The organism is Draconibacterium mangrovi (assembly GCF_010586825.1).
GTDB classification, from domain to species: domain Bacteria; phylum Bacteroidota; class Bacteroidia; order Bacteroidales; family Prolixibacteraceae; genus Draconibacterium; species Draconibacterium mangrovi.
Genome location: NZ_JAAAGB010000016.1, coordinates 53098 through 75089, shown reverse-complemented (window position 1 = coordinate 75089; position 21992 = coordinate 53098). Strand labels below are relative to the sequence as shown.

Genomic DNA, 21992 nt, shown 5'->3' with positions numbered 1-21992 from the left:
CCTTCCCAACTACCGGCCCTGCCTTTGCCGTTCTGTACCCAACCGTTTCTATGAACATCGCTTCTCTCAAAGCGGCTGCAAAAGTAATCAAGGTTTTTAATAATGCAAGTACTTTAGGGAAATTAATTGCAACTATTTTGGGGCTAAAATCGCAAGTAACTGAGAATCTGAATAGAGTGAATTAATAAATTTTTAGAGAGGCCGATTTAAAAAGACAATAGACACGCTGACCTTTCTCAAGGCACATACTTTTCTGTGAAGCTTCAGTGACTTCTACGATGATGTTTTCGCCTACATCGACTATACAAAAGGCCAGGCCGTCTTTTAAAAATACTTCTTTCATGATACCTCCTACCTGGTTGCGTAGCGAGATATTTTGGACAGGCTCTTTTGATAAAGCTATGCTCTCGGGTTTGATCAGGACTTTGAGGGCCTGGTTTACCTCCACGTCTTTTCCTATAGTTTGTGTTAAGGCCTGAATCTGCAGGTTGCTTTTATTGCTTTTCAGCAGAACCATATTCTTCGATTCGAGGTGTGCAAATACCGACAGGTGCATAACATTGTACCAGCCCGACTCGTGCATCAACTCCAAATTCTCCGGTTGATCCAACAGATCGGTAAACTTTCCGTGCCCCAGTAACTGTCCATTTTTCAGCAGCAACAAATTATCGGTAAGACTTAAAAGGTCGGGAAGATCGTGGCTTACTATTAATATAGGGAGCGAGAATTTCTGATGCACCCGGTTTAAATACGGAATTATTTCCCTGCGCAGGTTTACATCGAGTGCCGAAAACGGCTCGTCCATCAATAATATTTTCGAACCACTTATAATGGCACGCCCAATTGCGGCACGCTGTTTTTCGCCGCCGGAACACTGTTCGGGTTTCTTATTTAATAAATGTGCGATCTGCAACGTATCGACCACCTCATCGAAAAGATCCTGATCGGGATTCTTTTCGCCATACAACAGGTTCTTCTTAATAGTATAGTGCGGAAAAAGTCGCTCGTCCTGAAAAACGTAACCTACCCTTCGCTGCCTGATCTTAACATTTACCTTTTTATTCGAATCGAGAAGTGTGTCTCCATTCAAATGAATATAACCTGAATCGGGCGTAACAATTCCGGCGATGGAATTCAGCAAACTGGTTTTTCCATGACCCGACGGTCCGAAAATACCCGTAATTCCATTGGGGATATCAGCTTTTACATCGAGTGTAAAATCCTTTCGCTGCAGTTTTATATGAAAACTCAATGCCGTGGTCATGCCGTTTTACTTTTAATTACACGTTTGTTTAGAAACTCGGCAGCGATCATTGCCAACAGTGATAATATAACAGATACCACAACCAGACGCATGGTTGAAGCTTCTTGTCCCGGAACCTGCATTTCAGAGAAAATGGCCAGCGGGAGTGTCTGTGTCTTGCCTTCGATGTTTCCGGCAAACGAAATGGTTGCACCAAATTCGCCCAGACTTCTTGCAAACGAAAGAATGAATCCACTGATTACACCGGGCAGTGCCAGCGGAAGAGTGATGGTAAAAAACACCCGGAGATTGGAAGCTCCCAAAGTGCGTGCAGCCTCTTCCAATTTCTGATCGACCAGTTCAATGGATAAACGAATGGAACGCGTAACCAATGGAAAGGACACAAAAATGGCAGCGATTACAGCCGCATAAAACGAAAAGGCAATTTGAATTCCGAATGTTTCGTAAAAGAATTTTCCGAAAACTCCGCGGTTTCCGAAAACCAGTAATAATAAATAACCGGTTGTAATGGGAGGTAAAACCAGCGGTAAATGAATGATTCCCTCGACCACCGACTTGCCGAAAAACTTTTTGCGGGCCAGAAACCAGCCAACGGCTATAGCCAGCGGCAAGGTTATTACAGCACAAATTAGCGCAACACTTAACGATAATTGTATTGCCGACCACTCGCTTGCTGTATATTTAAAAAGCTCACTCAATCTTAAATCCGTGTTTTATCCAGATGTCCTTTGCTTCTTTTGAGGTCAGAAAATTATAAAAAAGCTTGGTTTGTTCGTTGTTTTTGTTCTTTAAAATGGATGCATAGAAACCAATTGGCGGATGCAGATCATCAGGGACAATGGAAACGATCTTAACTTTTTGCGATTTCATGGCGTCGGTTTTATATACAATTCCCATTTCCACTTCACCCAATTCTACCACCATTAATGCCGAGCGCACATCTTTTGCCGGTAAGATCCGATCGGATAAAGCATCGGCATAACCACCACTCTCGATTGCTTTCCATGCATAGTCGCCTGCCGGTACGTGTTTCGGATCTCCAATTGACAACCTTCCCTTAAATTGTTCAGGAAATTGATCCAAAAATGTGATGGTATCTGTTTCGCTATCGGAAGGAACGATTACAGCCATTGACGTTCCAACAACTTTTTCTTTTGATTCTGGAACAACCAAATCCAGATCAATAAGGTAATCCACCCATTTTTCATTAGCAGAAATGTAGACTGAAGGTTGTGCCCCCTGTTCAATTTGTCGTGCTAGCGTACCAGACGAAGCAAAATTCAGTTTAATGTCAATGTCATTTTCTGCTTCGTAGATTTCGGCCAGCTCGGTTACCACATTTGTTAATCCTGCCCCACTAAAAACCAATAGCTCTGTTTGCTGCGATTTGTTTTTGTTGGTGCAGGCAAAAGTCATTACGAAAACTATAAAGTAAAATATTAGTTTCTTCATAATTAATAATTTAAGCCAATGCCGAAATTCTAATCTTCTCCTCCCATGGAAAAGTAAGTAATTATTACGCAAAAACAACCTGAAACGCCGAAAGATTCCTGACAGCATTTCATGAACCGAAAGTCGAATTCTGATATCGATTTGCTAAACCGTTTGTCCTTTTAATAATAATCCTTCGCAAAAACTTTTCAAATCTCCCATGAAACCGAGCATACGAGCTAATTCTTCGTGTGTTGGATCTAACGGTTCCTGCACTTCCAACGAACAGTAATTCATAAAACGATTCATAAACCGGGCTTCCTGATGAAACGGCTCTGGTATTTCGATATTCTTACCCACCTGACGGAGCATGTAAGAAATCCCTTCGTGCTCGGGCATTTCGCCACTACTTACACACAAGGCTGTTAGATAATTTTCGATAGCCATACTTATCAAATTATAAACAACCTGGCTTCCAAACTTTTTTTTACTAGACGAACCTATTGCTGCTTTTGAATAACCATTGGCATCGTCGAAATATTTTTTCCATGTCTGTTCCATAAGGCCTCAATTTTTAAAAGATTTATACTATTAATTGTAATCCAAGCGAAACATAATTACCCGGGTGTGTGGTGTTTTTAATGTAGCGGTTCTTTGTTCCTTCGCCATCATGATACACATAGTGAAGATTCACTTTCACTTTCTTTTTAGCAGATATGAGATTTACTCCAAAATCAAGTTTTGTATCGGTTCCATCGAAGAAAGAAACGTCTTCAAAATTCTCGTCGCCGGAGAACTTTTCGAACATAGCAGTGGGTTCAAGTACCCAATCCTTTTTCAGAAATATGTTGTAGCCTGCCCGAAGCATAAAACAGTTGGCGTTATACTCGAGGTTATTTTTCCGAATTAAATGATTGTACTCTCCATCGATTTTTAAATGGCCGAGATAAATGGTTGCATCGGCACTTACTGTTTGCGTACTTTTAAAAATGTCCGTTTTTCCCTGAGTAGAGAATCCCACTCCGAAAGTTGCACTGGTTTGTTTTTTCAGCAGGTTGTTCGAGAAACAATATTTGTATTTCGAGAATTCCTTATCGCCGAAGTTGAGCATAAAATGCCCCAGCAGTACCGGCGACCAGTTTGTTTCCATAATACTCACCGCATCCTGACGGTTTATTATAGATACATTATATATAAGCGTTTGTTTTCCCAACTCGCCCAAACCACCCAAATTTATTCCCGGACTTATTCCATTTGCTTTTCCGGTAACCAGTTGGCGCAAGTAACACGAGTTCTCCGTTTTGTCGAGCGAGCTGGTCGTCCATGGCGAAGTGGTTGATTCGCGGCTAAGGTGAGGCAGAAAATAACCACCTGTTAAATTCAGCCAATCACTTTCAGGCAAAAGATCGTAGGTGAAATAAGCACTCCAAAGTGCAACTGCCCCGGCATTCACCACTCCTTTTGTGGATGAAAAACCATCTTTGGCCAGGTTGTCGAAAGCTAACATTACGTCGTACGATAACTCGGGTAAAACATTTCCTTTCACTCCCAAACGTCCGCGTCTGAAATATGAGGCAAAACGATCGGCAGCTTCTGCGTCATCGGTAGTCACTCCCTGACTTACGACATTCCAAAACTGTACCTTTATATAAGGAGTAATGGTTGGCTTGAACGGTTTTTCCTGAACGGTTTTTCCGGCCGTAGCCACAAGTCCTGCAAAAAGCAGCAATATGAGAATTCCCATAAATTTCATTGCTACGAGTTAAATGTTAGAAGAAATAAGGTTTTTCACCTCGTTGAAATGCAGGTCGCGCTTTAACTCGGTCGACAGCTTTTTTATTTTAGCTACAAGAATGGCCAGTTCGTTTTTAGGCAGAAATATATTTCGTTTTTGTAACATCTCGTCCACTGCCCCCATTCCCGAGTGTTTTCCTATTACCAGCTCCATTTGTCGGCCAATTTCGTTTGGATTAAATGGCTGATATGAAAGTGGATTTTCTTTTAGGCTTCGGCAATGAATTCCTGATTCGTGCGAGAAAACCAAGTCTCCCGACACAGGTTTCGACAATGCCAGTTTTCGTTCAGAAGCCTTTTCCACCAATTTCGAAAGCTGAACCATTTTCTCACCTTCGAAAGTAAGGTCGTAGCCGCATGAGTATTTCAAGGCAAAAGCCACTTCTTCCAAACAAGCGTTTCCGGCACGTTCACCCAGCCCGTTTACAGTAAGACTTACACTTTGTGCGCCACTCTGCAAAGCCACAACATGGTTGGCTGTTGCCATTCCCAAATCGTTGTGCCCGTGAAATTCAAAATCTACATCATCAAAATCACTGCTTAAACGGGAAAACAGGTTCTGTGTAGAAAGTGGATTTAAAATTCCTACCGTGTCGGCAATGCGCACACGTTTAGCACCGTATAAAGTAGTTAGATAGATGTATTCTTTAAGGAAATCGTAATCGGCACGCGAAGCATCCTGCGCACCAACGGCCACAAATTCGAAATGGTTTGTGGCAAAATTCATGATCCCGGGAAGGTTTTTTCGCACCCAGTCGCGCGACTTCCCAAGTGTTTCAAGTTGTATATCGGAAACCGGAAACGAAAGGTTAACCCTTTTTGCTCCTGTAGCCAGGGCAGCTTCCAAGTCGTTGAAAGTTGCCCTGCACCAGCAGGTTGAAGCGAAGGAAAATCCCTGGTTGATCAAACAATGAATATCACTCTGCTCTTTTTCGCCCATGGCCGGTGTGCCGATCTCTAATTCAGGCACGCCAATCTCATCAAGCTTTTGAGCAATTTCGAGTTTCTCTTTCAATGAAAATACTACACCTGGCGCTTGTTCTCCGTCACGCAGCGTAGTGTCGATCAAATATGGGAACTTCTCATCCTTCATAATATATAATTGTTATTGGTTTTCAATCCGATAAAAGTACCCCCGGCATAAGCCGGGAATACGGTACAAGTTGAAGTTTGATTAGTTCTGGTTAGAGGGGAAAATCAATTGAGCTAGCAGCTTAACTTACTCGCTTATGAGATAATCCTCAACGGCCTCCCCCTCTTCCAGTGCATCTAAAATTTCGTCGATTTTCTCTTCATTAATTCCGCCGTACCAATAGTTATTCGGGTGAATAACCATTACCGGCCCCTGAGAGCAAACGTTTAAACAAGCGGTGGAAGAGACCGCGACGTCCATGCCGCGGTCGTTACATTCTTCCATTATATATTGAATTAAATCGGATGAACCGTTTTTGTTACAATAACCTTGTGCATCGCCGGCAACCCGGTACGAGTTGCATACTAAAATGTGAAATTCTGGTTTTTTCATGATTCAATTTCATTAGTCGGAAGTCACCCCTCTCCCGATAAATCGGGATCTCCCCTGAAGGGGAGAAAAGAAGCAACCTGCGAAGATTTATACTTTTTTGATTTATTATTTACATTTTCCGCTGCACCCCGGGATTTTATCTACCGAGCAGGTGCAGTTTTGTACAGCAATTCCAATTATATCGAGTTGCTCTTTGGGTTTTTCACCAATTTGCACGGTGTACAACTTTTCGCAATCCTCGAGTTTTTCTTTTACAGTTGAAAATCGATCGGATGAAAATTTATGATCGGCAACCGGTTGACCTTCTCCGCTGCAATACGAATCAACTTCGCGTGTTTCCACGAGTTTCATTTCATCGCCTTCCACGTCGTACACATCAAAGCGGGTAGCTTTTCCAAAGTGCTGATCTACTTTTTCTCCGTTACTTGTTGTTATTGCTATTCTCATTCTTGAGACTTTTAGAGTTTCAGATTATTAGACAAAAGGCTAACCGCAACCAGTTCCTTTTCCCGAACATTCTGAACCGCATTTAAAAACATCGGCTTTTTTCAATGTCCGGAGTTCTTTGCCTTTATAAACGGCATCCAATCCCTCATCGATCAAACCGGTCATTTCAACGATTTTGATTCCGGCACGGCCAATAATCGACGATGGCGACGGTCCGATTCCGCCAACCAGCAAGGCCCTGCAATCATCGATCACATCGGCTAGTACTGCCCAACGACTATTTCCGGCTCCCGGTTTTGGTGTTGCACGTTGCTCAACCAAACGGTAACCATTTGGCGTTTCTCTGAAGATGTACAGTTGTGTTGCCTCTCCAAGGTGCTGGTTTACCAACAATCCTTCGTGACTGGCAACAGCTACGTATGGTTTTGTTTGGTCAACATTCACCGACAGGTTCGAAACTTCCGACAAAATTTGTTTTGCCTCTGCATCATCTTGTCCCAGCAATCCAACAGCATCGGCACGACAACGTGCACAGTGTGTCATCGGTGGCAAATATTCTTTTATACCGTTTTGTAATTCTTTCATTCGTTTTGGCGAAGGCTCTTCAAAATCCTCGAAAGGAGTTCCTTCTACCGGGTAGAGCGGAATGGTATTCATAATATCCACTTCCATCTCTTTCATTTTTTTGGCGATATCAACGATCACATTATCATTGATTCCCGGCACTACAATCGAGTTTATTTTTACGGTAATGCCTGCACGTTTTAATGCACGGATTGCTTCCATCTGGTTTTTCAGCAAAATTTCAGCTGCTTGCTCACCAAAATATCCTCGCTTTTCGAAACGCACCCATTTATAAAGTTGCGATAATGTTTTTGTCTCGGTACCGTTCAGCGTAATGGTAACGTGGCTAACTTCCAGTTCCTTCAATTCATCCACATACGGCAATACATTCAGCCCGTTTGACGAAAGACAAAGGATCATTTCAGGAAATTCTTTACGAATCAAACGAAGTGTTGTCATCGTTTGAATTGGATTGGCGAACGGATCGCCGGGGCCGGCAATACCCACAACCGACAAATGCGGCATTTTTTCTTTTAACCTGATGGTGTAGGCCAGGGCCTGCTCAGGCGATAGTACTTCGCTGGTAACACCAGGGCGGCTTTCGTTTACGCAATCGTAATCGCGCTTGCAATAATTACAATGAATATTACATTGCGGTGCCACCGGGAGATGCACGCGGGCATATTTGCCTTTTGCATGCTTATTGAAACAGGGATGTGTTTTAATATCGATCATAACCTTCTGTTTTTAGCTGCGAGTTCTCGCGTTGTTATTACATATATTTATAGCCTACCGGCGAATTACTTTGTTTCTGTTCAATTAGTGCATTCACTACTTTATCGAATAGTTCCTGCGTACCTGAATAACCAAGATGTTTTATGCGTTGTCCGCCCACTCGGTCGTGAACCGGGAATCCCACACGAACAATCGGGATATTCAGTTCGCGGGCGATGTAGTAACCTTTGCTGTGCCCGATCAAAATGTCAGGTTTATTTTCAAGGCTCCATTCGCGGATACTTTCAAAATCGTATCCTTCGCGAACCACAACTTTATCTTTATTTTCAGGACAATATTTTTTGATTTCTGCCTCCAACATGCCGCTTTCGCCGCCTGTGGCAACAAGTGCCAGTTCAATTCCAATTTCATCGAGGAAAGCTGCCATGGCAACTACAAAATCTTCTTCGCCATAAACCACTGCCCTTTTGCCAAAGGTGTATTTATGTGCATCAACATAAGCATCTATCAGGCGACCACGTTGTTTGGTATATTTTTCAGGAATATCGTTGCCCGAAAGAGTTTTCAGCTCCTCGAAAAAGGCATCGGTTTGAGTGATACCGATTGGCATGGGCATATTTACCAACGGCACATCCATTTCGTTTTTCAGGAACTGTGCCCCGGTGCGCGACAACTTGTTGCTTTTTACCCGGCCTGATAATTTTCCTTTGTTCAGGATAGTACCGAACTCGATACTGGCTTTGGCAGAACCACTTTTAACTACATCCTCTTTTGCCGTTCCTCCTTCGGGAATTCGGTGATAAGTATCCCAAACCGGGTTGTCGAGGCTTTCAGAATAATCGGGCATCATAATGTGCTCTAACGAAAAGTCGGCCATAATTTCTTTCAGCAAGCGTAAATCTTCGGTTGAAACAAAACCGGGGAAGAGATTTACATGATCTTGTGACAGACCTTTTTGGGCGTAACGTTTTACCACACTGGAAACCGCTTCATGAAATCCGTCGATGTGCGTTCCCTGGTAACTGGGAGTTGAAGCCATTACAAAATCGGTCTTTACATCAGGGTGCTTATCCAAAAAATGGTGAACGAAAAGGCTAACATCGTCGCCGATGGTTTCGCTCAAACAAGTTGAAGCGATGCCAATAATTTCCGGTTTATATTGATTGATAATATTAAGGACAGCCATTTTGAAGTTTTCGTCGCCACCAAAAATGGTAGCATCTTCGGTAAAATTCGACGAGGCAATGTCGATGGGCTCTTTGTAGTGAGAAATCAGGTAGCGGCGAATGTAAGTTGCGCAGCCCTGCGAGCCGTGAATAAGCGGAACACAGCCTTTAAAACCTTTGAAGGCTACACTGGCTCCCAGTGGCGAACAAAGTTTACAGGCATTTTGTGTTGCCTTGTAATTTTCTTTTGCTTTTGGTACTGAATTGAGTTCAAACATCCGATTTGTTTTTATTCAATATTTTTTCCGATTCATTAAAGGGTCCCCCCTTTCTAAAACACAATCACGGTCTGTAACTAACCGATTTGTGCTGCTTATACCGATGAGCTTCAAAATGTCGTTCCGAAGTCTCGGAACTCCTTTTTCAGTCTATCGGCATCAACTATTGTAAAATGTAAAATTTGCTCTGCTGCATTTTACATTACAATTAGTATCACTTTACGAATTTCCACACCGGGCTTGTAACCGAGGCGTATACTTCTTTCGCAAAATTCATCATGCCGACATAGCCGGCCAGTGCTTCTTTTCTTTCGTGGTTGTGATCGCAAAAACCAAGGCCAAGTTTATGGGCAATCGGGCGTTCTTTCACGCCGCCGATAAACAGGTTGGCACCGGTTAGCTTCACAAATTCAGAAAGTTCGTTTGGATTGGAATCATCAACGATGATGGTTCCCTCATCACACAAGTCTTTTAGTAGTTTGTAGTCTTCTGCATTTCCTGTTTGCGAACCAACAACCACTGTTTTCATTCCTAGTAATCGCAGGGCTTTTACCAGCGAGATGGCTTTAAACGCACCGCCCACATAAATGGCTGCTTTTTTACCTTCCAGCTTTTGGCGGTATGGTTGCAATGCCGGTAAAAGTTTTGAGATTTCGTTGGTTACCAGTTCGCGGGCTTTGGCCAGCATTTCATCGTCTTTGAAAAATTTGGCTACTTCGTATAAAGCTTCCGACATGTCTTCGATTCCGAAATAGGAAACCTTCATAAAAGGAATGTCGTATTTTTCCTTCATCTCTTTGGCCAGGTGCATAATCGATCCCGAGCATTGAACCACGTTCAGCGAGGCTTTGTGTGCACGGCGAATCTGCTCAACGCGACCGTCACCTGTCATGCATGAAATAATTTCAACACCCAGCTTCTTGTAATATTCAGCCAAAATCCACAACTCACCGGCAAGGTTAAAGTCGCCTAGAATATTGATTGAATATTTGGGAGCTTCATAATCGTTGTTCGTTCCAACTAATTTTGAAAGTGCGCCACAAGCAATTTTGTAGCCGTCTTTTTTGGTACCGTTAAATCCTTCCGACATTACCGGAATAACGTCGATGCCTTTTTCTTTTGTAACCTTGCGGCAAACGGCTTCAACATCGTCGCCAATAACTCCGATTATACAGGTTGAAAAAACAAAGGCAGCTTTTGGTTGATGTTTGTCGATTAATTCAATAAGGGCGTGATACAATTTCTTTTCGCCGCCAAAAACCACGTCTCTTTCTTTTAAATCGGTGGTAAAACTCAGGCGGTGTAACTGTGGTCCCGACGAAAGCGAACCACGAATATCCCAGGTATAAGAAGCGCAACCAACCGGCCCGTGAATAACATGCAGTGCATCGGCAATTGGATAAAGCACCACACGTGATCCGCAAAACACACAGGCTCGTTGCGAAACTGACCCGGCCAGACTTTTTTTATCGCAGGAAATTTCTGCAGCGTCGTTTCCTTTTGTCAGGATTTGGCTTTCGCGATCTTTTAGATAGTTGCTCATAATTCAAAAGTTAAAAGATGGACGAAGTTGCCTGCAAGCAGGTCTAATCGTAATTACAATTCTGATTTATTATCTCTGATTCTTTTTATGTAGTGCCAATTATTTCGGGTGAAGTTCAGCTGAGAGCGACTCAGCTGAACTCACCTCGAAATCATTTTGAATTATATTGCAACTACATTACTAGCTCGAATGATTCTTCAGGAGCTGTAGCATCGATTTTATCCATGATAGCACCCAGAATCTTCTCAAGGATTCGAAGGCCTCCCTGGTAACCTACAGTTGGGAAATAACTGTGTCCAACGCGGTCAATAATAGGGAATCCCATGCGAACGAATGGTATGTTCTCATCGCGAGCGATGTACTTACCGTAGGTGTTACCAATCAATAAGTCAACAGGCTCTTCTTTAATCCACTGGTGTAATAAGAACATATCAGCATTCGGACCATTTTTGAATTTAGTTTCAGCCAATTTGTCGCCTAAAATCTCTTCCATACGTTGTGTGAAACGTTTTCCCGGTGTTCCAGAAACAATGTAAACAGGTTTCATATCCAGGTCTAACAAGAATTCAGTTAACGGAAGTAAAGTATCCGGATCACCAAACAGAGCAACACGTTTTCCGTAGAAATACTGGTGCATATCAGTCATCATATCCACTAATCGACCACGTTCTTCAGAAATAATTTCAGGAATAGAAACTTTCCCGGCAGTTGAAAGTGCCTGTATAAAGCGGTCGGTTGCACTGACACCAACTGGTACATCGTTCATTGAAAATGGTACTTTACATTTGTTGTCTAAAGCAATGGCTGCACTTTTTGCACCCCATTCGCCCAAAGCAACAGTGCTCATACTATTTCCCATGCTAACCATTTCTTCTATAGTTGTTCCACCTTTTGGATACATTTGGTATTTACCGGTCATAGGTGTATCTACTACATCTGATGTATCGGGAAGAAGAACTGTTTTAATATCCATTAAACCAGCCAATCTTTTTAACTCACGCATATCCGATGGTTCAACCCAACCTGAAAGCAGGTTTACCTGGCGCAATTTTTCGTCCGTTTTAAACGCGAAGTATTTTACAAATGCTTCCAGCATGTTGGCATAACCGGTTACATGTGAACCTACATAACTTGGTGTTGATGCCTGAACTACGTGTTTTCCTTCCGGAATTCTACCATCGTCTTTTGCTTTTCCAACAATCTGTCCAAGGTCGTCACCAATGGTTTCCGACAAACAGGTTGAGTGAATGGCAATAATTTGAGGTTCGTAAATACCAAAGATATTATCGATGGCTTGCAGTAAGTTTGCCTGCCCACCAAACACCGATGAACCTTCAGTAAACGAACTGGTTGCTGCCATAATTGGCTCTTTATAGTGACGAGTTAACGCACTTCGGTGATAAGAACAACACCCTTGCGAACCGTGGCTGTGTGGTAAACATCCGTGCACACCCAGAGCAGCATACATTGCACCTACCGGCTGACAAGTTTTAGCCGGGTTAACGGTTAATGCTTTTCTCTCTTTAACTTCTTTTGTTGTATGACGTAATAACATAATTTTTCCTCCTATTCTTTAAGCATCTACAGTTACACTTCCTACAATCTCCGGCTCGAGTTTCCAAGGGGCATCAACCAGTTTCCAAATCTTGGTTCCCAGCATACGCTCCATTTCATTGTAGAAATTAATAGCTCCCCCGAATGCAGCATAAGGACCGCCGTAGTCGTACGAGTGCAATTGTTTTAATGGCACTCCATATTTCTGAACAACGTATTTTTCTTTAATACCTGCGCAGAATACATCAGGCTTATAGAATTCGATCAGCTTTTCAGTTTCCCAGTGGTTTACATCGTCAATTACCAGCGAGTTCTTCTGCATATCCGGCATCATTCCTTTGTAGTCTTTAAACTCATAACCGCTCTCTTCCAACTTTGCTTTCTTCTCTACCAGGTCGTCGCGGAAAAGGTTTTCGTCTTTTTCAACCACAAGGTCTTCGATGTTACGTGTATCGGCATCAATTTTAATGCTAGGAATAACTTCACGACCTTCGTAATCATCACGGTGCGCGAATTCATATCCGGCAGAAACTGTTTTTACTCCAAGCTCCGTAAACAAATCCTGATAATGGTGAGCACGTGATCCACCAACGAACATCATTGCCAGTTTTCCTTCCGTTTTAGGTTTAACCACATCGGCAACTGCTTTTACTTTCAGCATTTCGCGAGCGATAACTTCTTCAACTTTGGCTGATAATTCTTTATCTCCAAAGTAATCGGCCATTTTACGCAATGATTTTGCAGTTGATTCGGCTCCGATAAAGTTGACTTTAAACCATGGAATACCGTATTTCTCTTCCATCATTTCAGCAATGTAGTTGATGGAACGGTGACACATAACCATGTTCAGGTCGGCAGTGTGTGAATATTCCATACTTTCGATAGTCGAATTACCAGAGAAAGTAGACAACAATTCAACACCAACTTCTTCGAATAATGCTTCAATTTCGAACGCATCACCACCGATGTTGTATTCTCCCAGTAAGTTCACCTGGAATTTACCTTTGCGAGGACGGTCGTTATTACCAACCACGTTTTTGAATACCCCGTTATTGGCAATGTGGTGTCCGGCTGACTGTGATACTCCACGGTAACCTTCGCAACTGAATCCAAAGATGTTAATTCCAAGCTCAGCTTTCATGTCGCGGGCAACAGAATGAACGTCATCACCAATCAAACCTACCGGACAAGTAGAGAAAATACCGATTGAACTTGGATTGAAAATTTCAAATGCTTCGCGAATTGCTTCTTTCAGTTTCTTTTCACCACCAAATACGATGTTTTCGTCTTGCATATCGGTAGAGAAAGAATAAGGAATAAAGTTATCTCCACCTTCGGGAACACGTGTTTGGTTACGACGAGTTAACCAGGCGTAAAAACTACACCCAATTGGTCCGTGTACCAGGTTGATGATATCGCGTGTTGGTCCTAAAACCACACCCTTACATCCCGCGTAGGTACATCCACGCTGTGTAATAATTCCAGGTATGGTACGAATGTTGGCGGCAATCTCCTGATTTTGTTCAGGATCGTTGATTACCATTGCCTTAGACCGCTTTTTTGCTACTTTTCGGGGATATTTTGCCAGCATCTCCTCCTTCAGTTGAGAAGGATCCGGCAATCCGTTTGTATAATCTTTTTTATTTGGCATAATTTTGTCTTTCTAATTAAAGAATTGTCGTTCCTGTTTCGCCGGTACGTACCCGAAATGCATCATCCAAAGGAAGGACAAAGATTTTTCCGTCGCCGGGAGCAGGAGTCTGATTAACTTCAATAATCGTATCAATTGTTAATTGCACATTGTGGTCAGAAACCGCAATATTTAATACTCGCTGAGGTCTCAGCCTGGGTTCTTTTCCAAGGTGGGCAAGTGCTTCTGGCATATCCTGTTTTGCACCTTCCATTACTTGGGCATCCCAAAAGCCTTTTCCGCGTCCGAAAACTTTTCCGGTGGCAGTCATCGAGGTGATGCCGGCTGCGGTTAGAGCCCTTTTAGTTGCATTCATTTTATCAATCCGGATAATCGCCAATATCATCTTCATAGTTGTCTGATTTTAGGATTATAACTCTTTCGATCCGCGGCTTATAGTATATGCCTCTTCTACTGCGGTAACAAATATTTTTCCATCTCCAAATGCACCTTTCGGCTCAGTACGGGCAGCTTCCATAATGGTGCTAATTGCGAAGTCTTTGTCTTCATCTTTAATCACCATAATCAACATTTCTTTTGGAAGTTCATCATAAGTAACATCGCCGATTTTAATACCGCGCTGTTTACCACGACCCACTACCGGGATCTTTGTAACCGCGATGTATCCTGCTTCAAACAGGGCTTTTAGTACTTTACTTGATTTCTCTGGGCGTATAATAGCTCTTATCATTAACATAACTACAAAATTTTTAATGGGTTTATACTATGAATTAGTTGGCAATACCGAAGTCGATCAATAACTTCTCTAACTCTTCGATTTCCAATGGTTCAGGAATTACGAATAGTTCGTTTTCGTCAATAGCTTTTGCCAAGGCTCTGTATTCATCTGCCTGAGGATGTTCCGGTTTGAATTCAATAACTGTTTTACGGTTAATCTCTGCTTGCTGAACCATGTTGTCACGAGGAACAAAGTGAATCATTTGAGTTCCAATTGCGCTTGCCAATTGCTCGATCATTTCCTTCTCGTTATCAACCTTACGTGAGTTACAGATAAGACCTCCTAAGCGCACGGTACCTGTTTGAGCATACTTTTTAATACCTTTACAGATGTTGTTGGCAGCGTACATTGCCATCATCTCACCTGATACTACAATGTAAATCTCTTCAGCTTTACCATCACGGATAGGCATTGCGAAACCACCACATACAACGTCACCAAGTACATCGTAGAAAGTATAATCGGTTTCGAATTTTTCATCCCAGGCACCTAATTGCTCCAACATATTGATTGAAGTAATGATACCACGACCGGCACATCCTACACCTGGCTCAGGACCACCTGATTCAACACAACGAGTACCGCCATATCCTTCTTTGATGATGTCATCTAACTCAACATCTTCACCTTCTTCACGTAGTGTATCCAGAACGGTTTTTTGTGCCAAACCACCAAGTAACAAACGAGTAGAGTCTGCTTTAGGGTCGCAACCTACTACAATTACATTTTTACCCATCTCTACCAAACCTGCTACTGTGTTCTGTGTTGTGGTTGATTTACCAATTCCACCTTTACCATAAATTGCAATCTTTCTCATGATTCTTGTATTTTAAAGTTTAAATCGTTTGATTCCTAATATGCCAGAGTTGTGCCAAAAAGTATGCTTAACAACACATTTTTGAACTTCAACCCATCACAATGCACTGAATCACTAATCTTTAAGATTTATACATTTTATTTATCGCGAAGTGTTTTAGAATGAAAGTCCTACATATTTGTAGGAAAGCAATTTTTAAACAACAATACGGTCAAAAATGCCAAACAGACTGTTATTTAGCACTTTTAGGGGCTTAACGTTGAGGTAACATACATTTATGTAGGAATGGAAGTCAATGTAAAAAAGTGAAAAGAAATAAGGTCGTCGCAAAATATGTCATTTTGCAGTTTTTTAATTTTCAATTTAAGGTTAAGCATAATTCTCATTTGTGAAATCATTTAATTAGATTCCTGATATGGAACATTTTTAAATATTTTTGAAGAAAATTAATAGGAATATGGAATACCTGAAGGCGGCAATAGAGCTTAAAAAGTATATAAAAGAGATCAATCAGCAGATAATTGGAAAGGAATTAAGTCAAAAAAATCCAAACATCATGTTTGTAAAATTTTCAGATGGTTCTGTTAATGAATTGAATATAACCGAATTTACTAATGATTTTGTGTCTGCAACATTGGCATCTTTTCCTGGCTCGGAATCATTTATAATTACAGATTTGGCAACAATGAGTGCCCAGGGACAGCAACTCACATATTGGCTGTACAAAGGGTATAATAATAAGACTGAAAACGGATTGGTATATTTTCAGGTAATCGATAAGGATACACTGATGCCTAAAGGGGAATTGCAATTTAGCAACCTTGAAAAGAATATTTTTTATGAAATTTATGCTCCTGATTTTGAAGAAAGCTCAAGCAATGCCATGGAAACGGACGAAGAAATTAAAGGCAAGAAAAGTATTGTTTTCCTTGTTGGTAATATGAATGAAGAGCGTTTGCTGCATGATATTCAACGTTTAATTGTTGATACTATTAATAATGTACAACGCCATTCCGGATTGAATTTCCACTTTATATTAAATATCTCAAAATTTAATGGAGAACCAAGTGAGGATTTTAAAAATCGGATTAAAGAGATTGAGCATTACACGAATGAGTTTGTCACTTCTGAATACCCAAATACTGAGTTCGTTTTCGATATCGAGGAATAAAAATTCACCCTCCGGTAGTTAGCTCTCGTAAACAATCTATACATTTTCCACCCAAAAAACATATACGGATTATTACTGCTAAATCAATTTTTTATGAAGTTGATGATCTTTTTTTTAAGCCTCTACTGTTTCGTACACCCTACGACGAAAAATTATTAGAAGCCCATAATTAAAGGGCATTCGGGGTGTTAACATTGAGGCAACCTACATTTTGGTAGGAAAGCCATATATTTCGATCGGCTGGCTATTTTTCCCCTATAGTTGCATTTTACAACTATGTTTATTTTGAGTTAACAAACCGAACATATCCTATCTTTCTAACCATCAATGGATTATATTTTATTTAGAATTTGTTAAAATAATTTTCACAAAACTAGTTGACTTTTGCAACTATTTTGTTTTAGCTTTGTCCCACAGAAAAAGAAAAAGTTATGAAAACGCAAGTACCGTTAACCTATTTGCTTGGGCAAACCATGAAACTGGTGCGCCACAAGCTAATGGCAAAATATAAGGAAAACAATATAGAACTAACACTGGAGCAGTTTGTAGTGTTACACTACATCAATCAGAATTCAGCATCTACACAACAAGATCTTGCCAATCATTTTTTACGCGACAAATCGATTGTTACGCGCCAGATTAATACACTTATTGATTTGGGTTATGTAATGCGTACGCAGGATGATGACGATAAACGAAAAAAACATTTACAACTAACGAAGGCAGGGATTGAAATATTTGAGTTACTAAAAGCGAAATCAGTAGAAGTTTCAACAGAACTTTTAGATGGAATTTCGCAGGAAGAGCTCACAAATTTCGAGAATGTGATCGCAAAAATACAGTTAAACACAGGTTTTAAAGATTGCCTGATGTGCTGCTAAAACATTGTAATAGAAATCAAAAATTATAGATACGAAAACATGAAAACAATTGCACAATTTACAAGCGTGGCGTCGGTAGCCATTCTTTTACTTTTTTCTTCCTGTTCGAATAAACAACAGGGAAGTAACCCAATGATGGGCGGACAGGTTGGCGAGTACCTGGTTCAGGAAATTACGCCACAAAACATTACTCTTTACCAGGTTTTCCCGGCAACACTCGAAGGGGAACAAACCGTTGAGATCCGCCCGAGAGTTGCAGGTTACATCGAGAAAATTTTTGTTGACGAAGGCGACTATGTAAAAAAAGGTCAGGTTCTTTTTCAATTAAATGCCAACGATATTCGTGCACAGGTACGTTCGGCCGAGGCGCAGATTAAAGTTGCCGAATCACAGGTAGCCACTGCAAAAATCGAACTGGAGAAAACCGAGCCGTTGGTAGAGAAAAACATTATCAGCGAATTTCAGCTCGAATCAGTAAAAACCAATTTGCAATCAGCCGAAGCACAACTGGCGCAGGCACAAGCAAATTTAGCCAATGCAAAAGCCAACCTCGAGTATACCATGATAAGCAGCCCAACAGACGGATTTATCGGTACTTTCCCATACCGTGTTGGAAGTTTGGTAAGCAGCTCGGTTACACAACCGCTTACAACAGTTTCGAATACATCAAGTATGCGTGCTTATTTTTCGATCAATGAAAAAGCATTTTTACAACTCATTAAAAATCTGGAAGGTGCTACCACCGGCGAGAAGCTGGCAAATCTACCGGAAGTTGACCTGGTTTTACCCGATCAATCGGTTTACCCGCAAAAAGGTAAAATTGAAATTGCCAGCGGAATTGTTGATCCGCAAACCGGTGCTATTAATATGCGTGCTTCGTTCCCTAATGCAGAAGGAAACCTTCGCTCGGGTGGAAGCGGAAATATTCGTTTGCCGAATTACCTGAAAGATGTTTTGCTGGTGCCGCAACCGGCCAGTTACGAAATTCAGGGAAAACATTTTGTATACGTAACGAACAGCGAGAACAAAGTTGTAAATACCGAAATTCAGGTAATTGCCGGAGATTTGAAAGACGTTTTTGTGGTTACCTCAGGACTTAAAGCCGGAGATAAAATTGTGGTTGAAGGAATTACAACCCTCCGCGACGGCATGCAAATTAAACCCAGGTTAGCCGGACAAGCTGTAGCCAACAGCAATGAACCTTCGAATAATTAATAATTTAGAAGACAACAGTTATGTTTAGAAAATTTATAGAAAGGCCGGTACTTTCAACGGTTATTTCAATCATACTGGTTATTCTCGGTGTGCTGGGAATTACCACTTTACCCATCGAGCAATATCCCGATATTGCTCCGCCAACAATCCGGGTATCGGCTAACTACACCGGTGCCGATGCACAAACAGTATTGAATAGTGTGGTTATTCCGCTTGAAGAACAGATTAACGGTGTTGAAGACATGATTTACATGAGTTCAACAGCAAGTAACAACGGATCGGCCACGATTTCGGTGTACTTTAAACAAGGAACCGATCCGGATATGGCAGCCGTTAACGTTCAGAACCGTGTGGCACGTGCCAACTCGCTGTTACCTTCAGAGGTTACGCGTGCGGGAGTGCTTACAGCAAAACGCCAGAACAACATGTTAATGGTATTTTCGCTGTACAGTAAAGACGGAAGATACGACGAAACTTTCCTGCAGAACTATTCGAAAATTAACCTGCTGCCACAAGTGCAACGTATTAATGGTGTAGGTGAAGCAATGGTATTCGGGCGAAAAGACTACTCGATGCGTATTTGGTTAAAACCGGATATTATGTCGACTTACAGCTTAATACCTGCCGATGTTGTGGGTGCATTGAATGCACAAAACCTTGAAGCCGCTCCCGGTCGATTTGGTAGCGAAAACGGTCAGAGTTTTGAGTACGTGATCCGTTACCGCGGTAAACTAACACAGCCCGAAGAGTTCGAGAATATTGTAATAAAATCGGATGAAGACGGAAATATATTGCGGCTTGGTGATGTTGCCCGTGTTGAATTTGGTTCGCTGGATTACACGGCAATGACACAAACCCAGGGCCAACCGGGTATTAGTATGGCCATCTTTCAATCAGCCGGATCAAATGCCCGCGAAGTAATTCTTGAAATCGAACGCACACTGGAAGAAGCATCCAAAGCGTTTCCTCCGGGAGTTGAGTATATGGAGCTCATGAATACCAACGAATTCCTCGATGCCTCCATCGAAAAAGTATTACACACTTTGCTCGAGGCGTTTATCCTGGTATTTATCGTTGTTTTTGTGTTCCTGCAAAATTTCAGGGCAACACTTATTCCGGCAATCGCCGTTCCGGTATCAATTATTGGTACTTTCTTCTTCCTCAACTTGTTTGGATTTACCATTAACCTGTTAACGCTGTTTGCGCTGGTGCTTGCCATCGGTATTGTGGTCGACGATGCCATTGTGGTGGTGGAAGCGGTGCATGCCAAACTCGACTCCGGGGCGCGAAGTGCCAAGAACGCTGCAATTTCGGCGATGAATGAAATTTCAACAGCTATTGTTTCTATTACCCTGGTTATGGCAGCAGTGTTTGTTCCGGTAACATTTATAACCGGAACCACCGGAGTATTCTACAAACAATTTGGTATTACACTTACCGTAGCCATTATACTTTCAGCAATTAACGCGCTTACCCTGAGTCCTGCCCTCTGTGCAATATTCCTAAAACCGCATAGCGAAGAGGAAAAAGAACAGAAAGGGGTAATGAAACGCTTTTATGTTGCTTTTAACACGGCATTTGAAAGTATGACCGGGAAATATAAAAAAGTAACCCACTTCTTTATTAATAAGAAATTACTCGCCGGAACAATGATCTTGGTTTTTGTTGCCGTGCTGGGTTACCTGATGAAAACAACGTCAACAGGATTTGTTCCTGCGGAAGATACTGGCCGTATGTTTGTTGATATCGCGATGCCACCAGCTTCTTCGGGAGAAAGAACAGCAGAGGTTACAAAACAGATAGACGAGATACTGGCTACAGTACCGGAAATTAATGGTAGAACAGCAATTACCGGATTCTCATTTATGGGAGGTCAGGGATCGCCTTACGCGATGGTCATTGCAGGATTAAAACCTTTCGACGAACGAAAAGGCGAAGGACAGGATCTGAACAGCATTGTGCAAAAACTGTACATGCTTACTTCGCAAATTAAAGGTGCCCGTATTATTATCTTCTCGCCACCAATGGTCCCAGGATTTAGTGTTACCGGCGGTTTCGAATTACAATTGGAAGACAAAACCGGTGGCGACATTCACGACTTTGAAAAAGTGGCCAATACTTTCCTTGGCGCCTTAAATCAACGTCCGGAAATTCAATATGCACGTACCGCATTTAACACTAATTTCCCGCAATACCGTATTGATGTTGACGCTGCAAGATGTATGCGCTCAGGTTTGGAAGTGAGCTCCGTTCTTTCGGCTATGCAAGGATACATAGGTGGATATTACGCCTCCGACTTTAACCGTTTTGGTAAACAATACCGTGTAATGGTACAGTCGGAAGGAAAATACCGTGGAAATCCTGAAGACTTAAATAATATTAAAGTACGTACCGGCACCGGCGAAATGGCTCCAATTTCGGAATTCATTACGCTAACACGGGTTTACGGACCTGAAACGATTAACCGTTTTAATATGTACACCGCCATTACAGTAAACGGAAGTCCAAATACGGGTTATAGTTCGGGTGACGCTATTGATGCTGTTCGCGAAGTGGCAGCCGATCTTCTTCCAACCGGTTACGACTACGAATTCTCGGGAATCACCCGCGAGGAAATCAATGCCGGTAATCAAACCATCATCATCTTTATTTTGAGTTTGATTTTTGTGTACTTCCTGCTGGCTGCCCAGTACGAGAGTTATATTATGCCACTTTCGATTATTGTGTCGTTGCCAATTGGTATTGCCGGTGCGTTTATCTTCGCCCGCATTTTAGGTGTTGAGAACAACATTTACCTGCAAATTTCGCTGGTAATGCTTATCGGGCTTCTGGCGAAGAATGCAATTCTTATTGTAGAGTTTGCCCGACAACGACGGGAATCAGGCATGTCGATTATTGAGTCCGCCGTTGAAGGTGCCACTGCCCGACTTCGCCCGATTTTAATGACTTCGTTTGCATTCATTGTTGGTTTGATTCCGTTGGTTATCGGAACCGGAGTTGGCGCAAACGGTAACCGCTCCATCGGAACCGGTGCTGTGGGAGGTCTGTTTATCGGTACTATGATAGGTATTTTGGTTATTCCGGCTATGTTTGTGGTTTTCCAGATTTTGGAAGAAAAAGTGAAAAAACCAAAGGAAGAACAAGAAATTTCAGAAATGAACAGTTTGGGTTAATCCGC

The 21992-nt window shown here is 41.9% G+C and carries 21 protein-coding genes; 5 read left to right on the top strand and 16 right to left on the bottom strand.

The window, feature by feature from the left end; all coding sequences use genetic code 11:
* On the top strand, nucleotides 1–185 hold a 185-nt coding region (locus G4420_RS23330), incomplete at its 5' end, for a hypothetical protein (RefSeq protein ID WP_204273789.1).
* On the opposite strand, the gene modC is transcribed toward G4420_RS23330, so the two are convergent.
* From modC to nifH, 16 genes are all read right to left on the bottom strand, one after another.
* The gene (gene modC / locus G4420_RS22265; protein ID WP_163326156.1) at nucleotides 182–1264 is read right to left on the bottom strand and encodes a molybdenum ABC transporter ATP-binding protein; all 1083 of its coding nucleotides are present in this window, start codon (nucleotides 1262–1264) and stop codon (nucleotides 182–184) included. The two genes, G4420_RS23330 and modC, sit on opposite strands and share 4 nt — an antisense overlap.
* Nucleotides 1261–1962, bottom strand: a complete 702-nt coding sequence (gene modB / locus G4420_RS22260; protein ID WP_163326155.1) for a molybdate ABC transporter permease subunit — start codon at nucleotides 1960–1962, stop codon at nucleotides 1261–1263. Before modB ends, modC begins: the two co-directional genes overlap by 4 nt.
* Nucleotides 1955–2716, bottom strand: coding sequence for a molybdate ABC transporter substrate-binding protein (gene modA, locus G4420_RS22255; RefSeq protein ID WP_163326154.1), 762 nt, complete (start codon nucleotides 2714–2716; stop codon nucleotides 1955–1957). The genes modB and modA overlap by 8 nt, the downstream gene beginning before the upstream one ends.
* Before the next feature lie 144 nt (nucleotides 2717–2860).
* Entirely contained in the window at nucleotides 2861–3256 is a 396-nt protein-coding gene (locus tag G4420_RS22250) for a hypothetical protein (RefSeq protein WP_163326153.1), read from the bottom strand.
* A gap of 22 nt (nucleotides 3257–3278) precedes the next feature.
* Nucleotides 3279–4448, bottom strand: coding sequence for a porin (locus G4420_RS22245; RefSeq protein WP_163326152.1), 1170 nt, complete (start codon nucleotides 4446–4448; stop codon nucleotides 3279–3281).
* A 9-nt stretch (nucleotides 4449–4457) separates the two neighbouring features.
* Nucleotides 4458–5582, bottom strand: coding sequence for a homocitrate synthase/isopropylmalate synthase family protein (locus tag G4420_RS22240; RefSeq protein ID WP_163326151.1), 1125 nt, complete (start codon nucleotides 5580–5582; stop codon nucleotides 4458–4460).
* A gap of 126 nt (nucleotides 5583–5708) precedes the next feature.
* A complete protein-coding gene (locus G4420_RS22235) occupies nucleotides 5709–6014 on the bottom strand; it encodes a (2Fe-2S) ferredoxin domain-containing protein (RefSeq protein ID WP_045033451.1) in 306 nt (101 codons plus the stop codon).
* Between the two features lie 105 nt (nucleotides 6015–6119).
* Nucleotides 6120–6461: a NifB/NifX family molybdenum-iron cluster-binding protein gene (locus G4420_RS22230; RefSeq protein ID WP_163326150.1), complete on the bottom strand. Its 342-nt coding sequence runs from the start codon at nucleotides 6459–6461 to the stop codon at nucleotides 6120–6122.
* Nucleotides 6462–6500: 39 nt separating this feature from the next.
* Nucleotides 6501–7760 (bottom strand): radical SAM protein, encoded by a 1260-nt coding sequence (locus tag G4420_RS22225; RefSeq protein WP_163326149.1) that lies wholly within the window; start codon nucleotides 7758–7760, stop codon nucleotides 6501–6503.
* Between the two features lie 37 nt (nucleotides 7761–7797).
* Nucleotides 7798–9204 carry a nitrogenase component 1 gene (locus tag G4420_RS22220; RefSeq protein ID WP_163326148.1) on the bottom strand — a complete coding sequence of 469 codons (1407 nt, stop codon included), beginning with the start codon at nucleotides 9202–9204 and terminating at the stop codon, nucleotides 7798–7800.
* 214 nt (nucleotides 9205–9418) lie between these two features.
* Complete coding sequence (gene nifE / locus G4420_RS22215; RefSeq protein WP_163326147.1) at nucleotides 9419–10747, bottom strand: nitrogenase iron-molybdenum cofactor biosynthesis protein NifE; 1329 nt, start codon at nucleotides 10745–10747, stop codon at nucleotides 9419–9421.
* A 172-nt stretch (nucleotides 10748–10919) separates the two neighbouring features.
* The gene (nifK, locus tag G4420_RS22210) at nucleotides 10920–12302 is read right to left on the bottom strand and encodes a nitrogenase molybdenum-iron protein subunit beta (protein ID WP_163326146.1); all 1383 of its coding nucleotides are present in this window, start codon (nucleotides 12300–12302) and stop codon (nucleotides 10920–10922) included.
* Nucleotides 12303–12320: 18 nt separating this feature from the next.
* Complete coding sequence (gene nifD, locus G4420_RS22205) at nucleotides 12321–13952, bottom strand: nitrogenase molybdenum-iron protein alpha chain (protein WP_163326145.1); 1632 nt, start codon at nucleotides 13950–13952, stop codon at nucleotides 12321–12323.
* Nucleotides 13953–13968: 16 nt separating this feature from the next.
* Nucleotides 13969–14343 (bottom strand): P-II family nitrogen regulator, encoded by a 375-nt coding sequence (locus tag G4420_RS22200; RefSeq protein WP_163326144.1) that lies wholly within the window; start codon nucleotides 14341–14343, stop codon nucleotides 13969–13971.
* A gap of 18 nt (nucleotides 14344–14361) precedes the next feature.
* Complete coding sequence (locus G4420_RS22195) at nucleotides 14362–14688, bottom strand: P-II family nitrogen regulator (RefSeq protein ID WP_163326143.1); 327 nt, start codon at nucleotides 14686–14688, stop codon at nucleotides 14362–14364.
* A gap of 34 nt (nucleotides 14689–14722) precedes the next feature.
* Nucleotides 14723–15547 carry a nitrogenase iron protein gene (gene nifH / locus G4420_RS22190; RefSeq protein ID WP_163326142.1) on the bottom strand — a complete coding sequence of 275 codons (825 nt, stop codon included), beginning with the start codon at nucleotides 15545–15547 and terminating at the stop codon, nucleotides 14723–14725.
* A 436-nt stretch (nucleotides 15548–15983) separates the two neighbouring features.
* Between nifH and G4420_RS22185 the strand changes: the two genes are divergently transcribed.
* From G4420_RS22185 to G4420_RS22170, 4 genes are all read left to right on the top strand, one after another.
* A complete protein-coding gene (locus tag G4420_RS22185; protein WP_163326141.1) occupies nucleotides 15984–16718 on the top strand; it encodes a hypothetical protein in 735 nt (244 codons plus the stop codon).
* A gap of 431 nt (nucleotides 16719–17149) precedes the next feature.
* Nucleotides 17150–17599 carry a MarR family winged helix-turn-helix transcriptional regulator gene (locus G4420_RS22180; protein WP_163326140.1) on the top strand — a complete coding sequence of 150 codons (450 nt, stop codon included), beginning with the start codon at nucleotides 17150–17152 and terminating at the stop codon, nucleotides 17597–17599.
* Nucleotides 17600–17638: 39 nt separating this feature from the next.
* A complete protein-coding gene (locus G4420_RS22175) occupies nucleotides 17639–18814 on the top strand; it encodes an efflux RND transporter periplasmic adaptor subunit (RefSeq protein ID WP_163326139.1) in 1176 nt (391 codons plus the stop codon).
* Between the two features lie 20 nt (nucleotides 18815–18834).
* Nucleotides 18835–21987 (top strand): efflux RND transporter permease subunit, encoded by a 3153-nt coding sequence (locus tag G4420_RS22170; protein ID WP_163326138.1) that lies wholly within the window; start codon nucleotides 18835–18837, stop codon nucleotides 21985–21987.
* Nucleotides 21988–21992: the final 5 nt, after the last annotated feature.

Bases quoted from the DNA above. Each gene is read 5' to 3' on its own strand.
- modC (WP_163326156.1), bottom strand. From the start codon at position 1,264: ATGACCACGGCATTGAGTTTTCATATAAAACTGCAGCGAAAGGATTTT.
- modA (WP_163326154.1), bottom strand. From the start codon at position 2,716: ATGAAGAAACTAATATTTTACTTTATAGTTTTCGTAATGACTTTTGCC.
- G4420_RS22250 (WP_163326153.1), bottom strand. From the start codon at position 3,256: ATGGAACAGACATGGAAAAAATATTTCGACGATGCCAATGGTTATTCA.
- G4420_RS22245 (WP_163326152.1), bottom strand. From the start codon at position 4,448: ATGAAATTTATGGGAATTCTCATATTGCTGCTTTTTGCAGGACTTGTG.
- G4420_RS22240 (WP_163326151.1), bottom strand. From the start codon at position 5,582: ATGAAGGATGAGAAGTTCCCATATTTGATCGACACTACGCTGCGTGAC.
- G4420_RS22235 (WP_045033451.1), bottom strand. From the start codon at position 6,014: ATGAAAAAACCAGAATTTCACATTTTAGTATGCAACTCGTACCGGGTT.
- G4420_RS22230 (WP_163326150.1), bottom strand. From the start codon at position 6,461: ATGAGAATAGCAATAACAACAAGTAACGGAGAAAAAGTAGATCAGCAC.
- G4420_RS22225 (WP_163326149.1), bottom strand. From the start codon at position 7,760: ATGATCGATATTAAAACACATCCCTGTTTCAATAAGCATGCAAAAGGC.
- G4420_RS22220 (WP_163326148.1), bottom strand. From the start codon at position 9,204: ATGTTTGAACTCAATTCAGTACCAAAAGCAAAAGAAAATTACAAGGCA.
- nifE (WP_163326147.1), bottom strand. From the start codon at position 10,747: ATGAGCAACTATCTAAAAGATCGCGAAAGCCAAATCCTGACAAAAGGA.
- nifK (WP_163326146.1), bottom strand. From the start codon at position 12,302: ATGTTATTACGTCATACAACAAAAGAAGTTAAAGAGAGAAAAGCATTA.
- nifD (WP_163326145.1), bottom strand. From the start codon at position 13,952: ATGCCAAATAAAAAAGATTATACAAACGGATTGCCGGATCCTTCTCAA.
- G4420_RS22200 (WP_163326144.1), bottom strand. From the start codon at position 14,343: ATGAAGATGATATTGGCGATTATCCGGATTGATAAAATGAATGCAACT.
- G4420_RS22195 (WP_163326143.1), bottom strand. From the start codon at position 14,688: ATGTTAATGATAAGAGCTATTATACGCCCAGAGAAATCAAGTAAAGTA.
- nifH (WP_163326142.1), bottom strand. From the start codon at position 15,547: ATGAGAAAGATTGCAATTTATGGTAAAGGTGGAATTGGTAAATCAACC.
- G4420_RS22180 (WP_163326140.1), top strand. From the start codon at position 17,150: ATGAAAACGCAAGTACCGTTAACCTATTTGCTTGGGCAAACCATGAAA.
- G4420_RS22175 (WP_163326139.1), top strand. From the start codon at position 17,639: ATGAAAACAATTGCACAATTTACAAGCGTGGCGTCGGTAGCCATTCTT.
- G4420_RS22170 (WP_163326138.1), top strand. From the start codon at position 18,835: ATGTTTAGAAAATTTATAGAAAGGCCGGTACTTTCAACGGTTATTTCA.